This window comes from Flavobacterium sp. (genome assembly GCF_031422135.1).
Lineage (GTDB): Bacteria > Bacteroidota > Bacteroidia > Flavobacteriales > Flavobacteriaceae > Flavobacterium.
Window position 1 is genome coordinate 1 of the sequence record NZ_JANOQD010000112.1, and the last position, 2663, is coordinate 2663.

Annotated in this window: 2 protein-coding genes and 1 pseudogene; all 3 read left to right on the forward strand. The window is 30.4% G+C overall.

Going from position 1 to position 2663, the window contains the following annotated elements; all coding sequences use genetic code 11:
* On the forward strand, positions 1-1339 hold a 1339-nt coding region (locus tag RMO70_RS14245), incomplete at its 5' end, for a glycoside hydrolase family protein (protein WP_310557108.1).
* A complete protein-coding gene (locus RMO70_RS14250; RefSeq protein ID WP_310557109.1) occupies positions 1323-2252 on the forward strand; it encodes a hypothetical protein in 930 nt (309 codons plus the stop codon). The genes RMO70_RS14245 and RMO70_RS14250, both read left to right, overlap by 17 nt.
* 269 nt (positions 2253-2521) lie before the next feature.
* Positions 2522-2663: pseudogene (locus RMO70_RS14255) on the forward strand (hypothetical protein); the annotation flags it as partial.

Below are 2663 nucleotides of genomic sequence, written 5' to 3' on the forward strand. Positions count from 1 at the left end.
TAAAGCTAAACTCACAGAACTGAAAAAATTTGCAAAAGTAGACGCTATTGAAAAAGCGTTAACAAAAGACGCTTACAACAAAGATGAAGAAATAACTTTCGATGTTTATAAAAGTGTAACCGAAAACCTTTGGCTCAAAGCAGAATGTCAAGGTACTAAAAAATATTCAGTAGAATCTTTGAAAAAAGAAGGTCAGTATTTTGTGATTGGGAAGACAAAGGAAATTATTTTTCCTTTGCTAGTTAAGCCCGAAAATGATATTGGTAATAAATGGTATAATAGTTACAATTGGGCTGCAACTCAAGGAAATAATATGGCAACATTTAATACCACTAGATCAGGTAATAAATGTGGATCTTGGACGCGTAAGCACGCTGCTAGGGATTTATATACAAAACCTGAAACTGAGGTAGTTGCAATTTGTAAAGGTACAGTTCTGGAAGTTAAAGATTTTTATTCAAAAACGAATCAAGTGACTGTACTTCATGAAACAACTGATGGTCGAAAGTTCATTGTAAGATACGGTGAATTAGCTCCCAATAGTATTACTGTAAAAAAAGATGATCCTGTAACTCAAAAGCAAAAATTGGGTGTAACCGGTAAATTACTTCAAAATGATAATACACCTTTGTTGATTAGAGATGGACAAATTGTTTATATGTTACATTTTGAATTATACTCTGGTTTGGCAGGTTTGAATATAGATATTCCTCTATCTAATTGTGAGGCACCATTTGCAAGAAGAAATGATTTAATTGAACCTTTAGAAATTCTTCAAGAAGGATATGCAAGTTCATTTAACGATAAAACTCAAAACAATGGTGATAGAGTAGATGCAGATACTTTACACTTTTCTCAGAATGGAATCAATTTTTTAAAAGGTTATGAAACTGAAATAAAAAAGGATGGTAAACATGTTTACTTTGACGACGGTTATGGTTTTTGTACAATTGGATATGGACATTTAATCGCTGGGAAAAAAAGTTGCAGTAACATCACTATGCCAACTAACTTTTTAAATGGTTTAACTGATGCAGAAGCGGATGCGTTGTTATTTCAGGATGTACAAAGAATATCTAATTTAGTTAAGTCAAAAGTCACAGTTGACTTATATCAATATGAATTTGATGCACTAGTAAGCCTTGCCTTTAATGTTGAAGCATCTGTCGGTTCAGAATCAACATTATTAAGAATGCTAAACGCTGCAAATTATGATGGTGCAGCAAACGAATTTAAAAACTGGAGGATCGCTGACGGTGTTGTTTCTCCTGGATTAGTAATACGTAGAGCACAAGAAAAAGAAATATTTAAAAATAACACTTATGATTCAACACATTAAAAACCTTTTAATTTTAATATTATTAATATGTTTTTCCTGCAAAGAAAAAAATGTATCAAAAATTATAGTTAAGGAAAATGCTACAAGTATTATAGCAATAAAGTCGGAACAGAAAACCAAATTTTTTAGTTTTTATAAAGCTTTTAGTTTTTGTGAAAATAATGTGGGCTATTTTACAGAGCAAGAGGCTAGAGATTTGTACGTAGACAAAACTATTACACTCGATATTGAAGATGAAAAAAAAGTAAGTCCATCATTGAGTTATACCAAAGAAAAGCTCGATTGTATATATAAAAATTTAGATCTAAGTGGAATAATAACCACTAAATATTTCAAAAATGAAGATGTTTTTCCGTTCGATAATATAGCGTTAGTCGATAATAAATATGTTGTTGTTGCAAGAGATGGATATTTTTTTGTTTTTATTATCCAAGGTGAAAATAAAAAAAATCCTGTTTTAAAAGATGTAACTTCATATCAGGGCTTTGAATCGCTACTTAACCATAAACTAACAGGGTTATCTATTATTGATGAAAAGGCTTATGATCCATATAAAAAATACGGATTAGACTTTTCAATTGTTTGCATGTGTGATTCCCCTTCATTATATATTAATACAACTTCTAAAGAGTTAATTATTTTCAATTATTGTGATTCAAATAAATCAATAAGTAATGTTGAAAATAAAAGTATTTTTAAGATAGAAAAAATTGAAAATAAAGGAAATAAATTAATAATAATTGCTACACCCAATCTTAAAATTACTTGTGAAGGGGAAGGTGAAGTTCCTGTTTTTAAAATGCTAGTTGAAGGTGATTTTCCTAAAGAATACGTTGGAAGTGATTTAAAAAAAGTTTTTACATCTGTACCTGAAAAATTTCAGAAAGAAGATTGTGGTGATTTTGGAGGTTAGAGGTGCGGTGGTAATGTATCATATGTGTTAATTTTCTAAATATCCGGTAATGTATCACATGTGTTGGTAGCGATAAAAAACCAGTAAAAGAGTATGTTTTTAAAATAAAAAACAAAAATAAAAAAATAACCGTAAGTAATTTTTTTATTTTTACGAGGTTTAAATTAATAAATATGCCCTCATTCTTAACCTTGTGTAGTAAATGTGTTGGTAATAGTTTTAAATGTTCTAAATGCGACTGTTGAGCAATTAAATACGGTAAAACAAAATCTGGAACTTACGATGCCGTTCCTGCAGTTGCAAGAGCATATAAAGCCGCTGGGGTACCTTCAATTGTTGTAGGAGATCACAATTATGGTGAAGGTTCTTCAAGAGAACACGCAGCAATGGAACCAAGATTCTTGGGTGTAA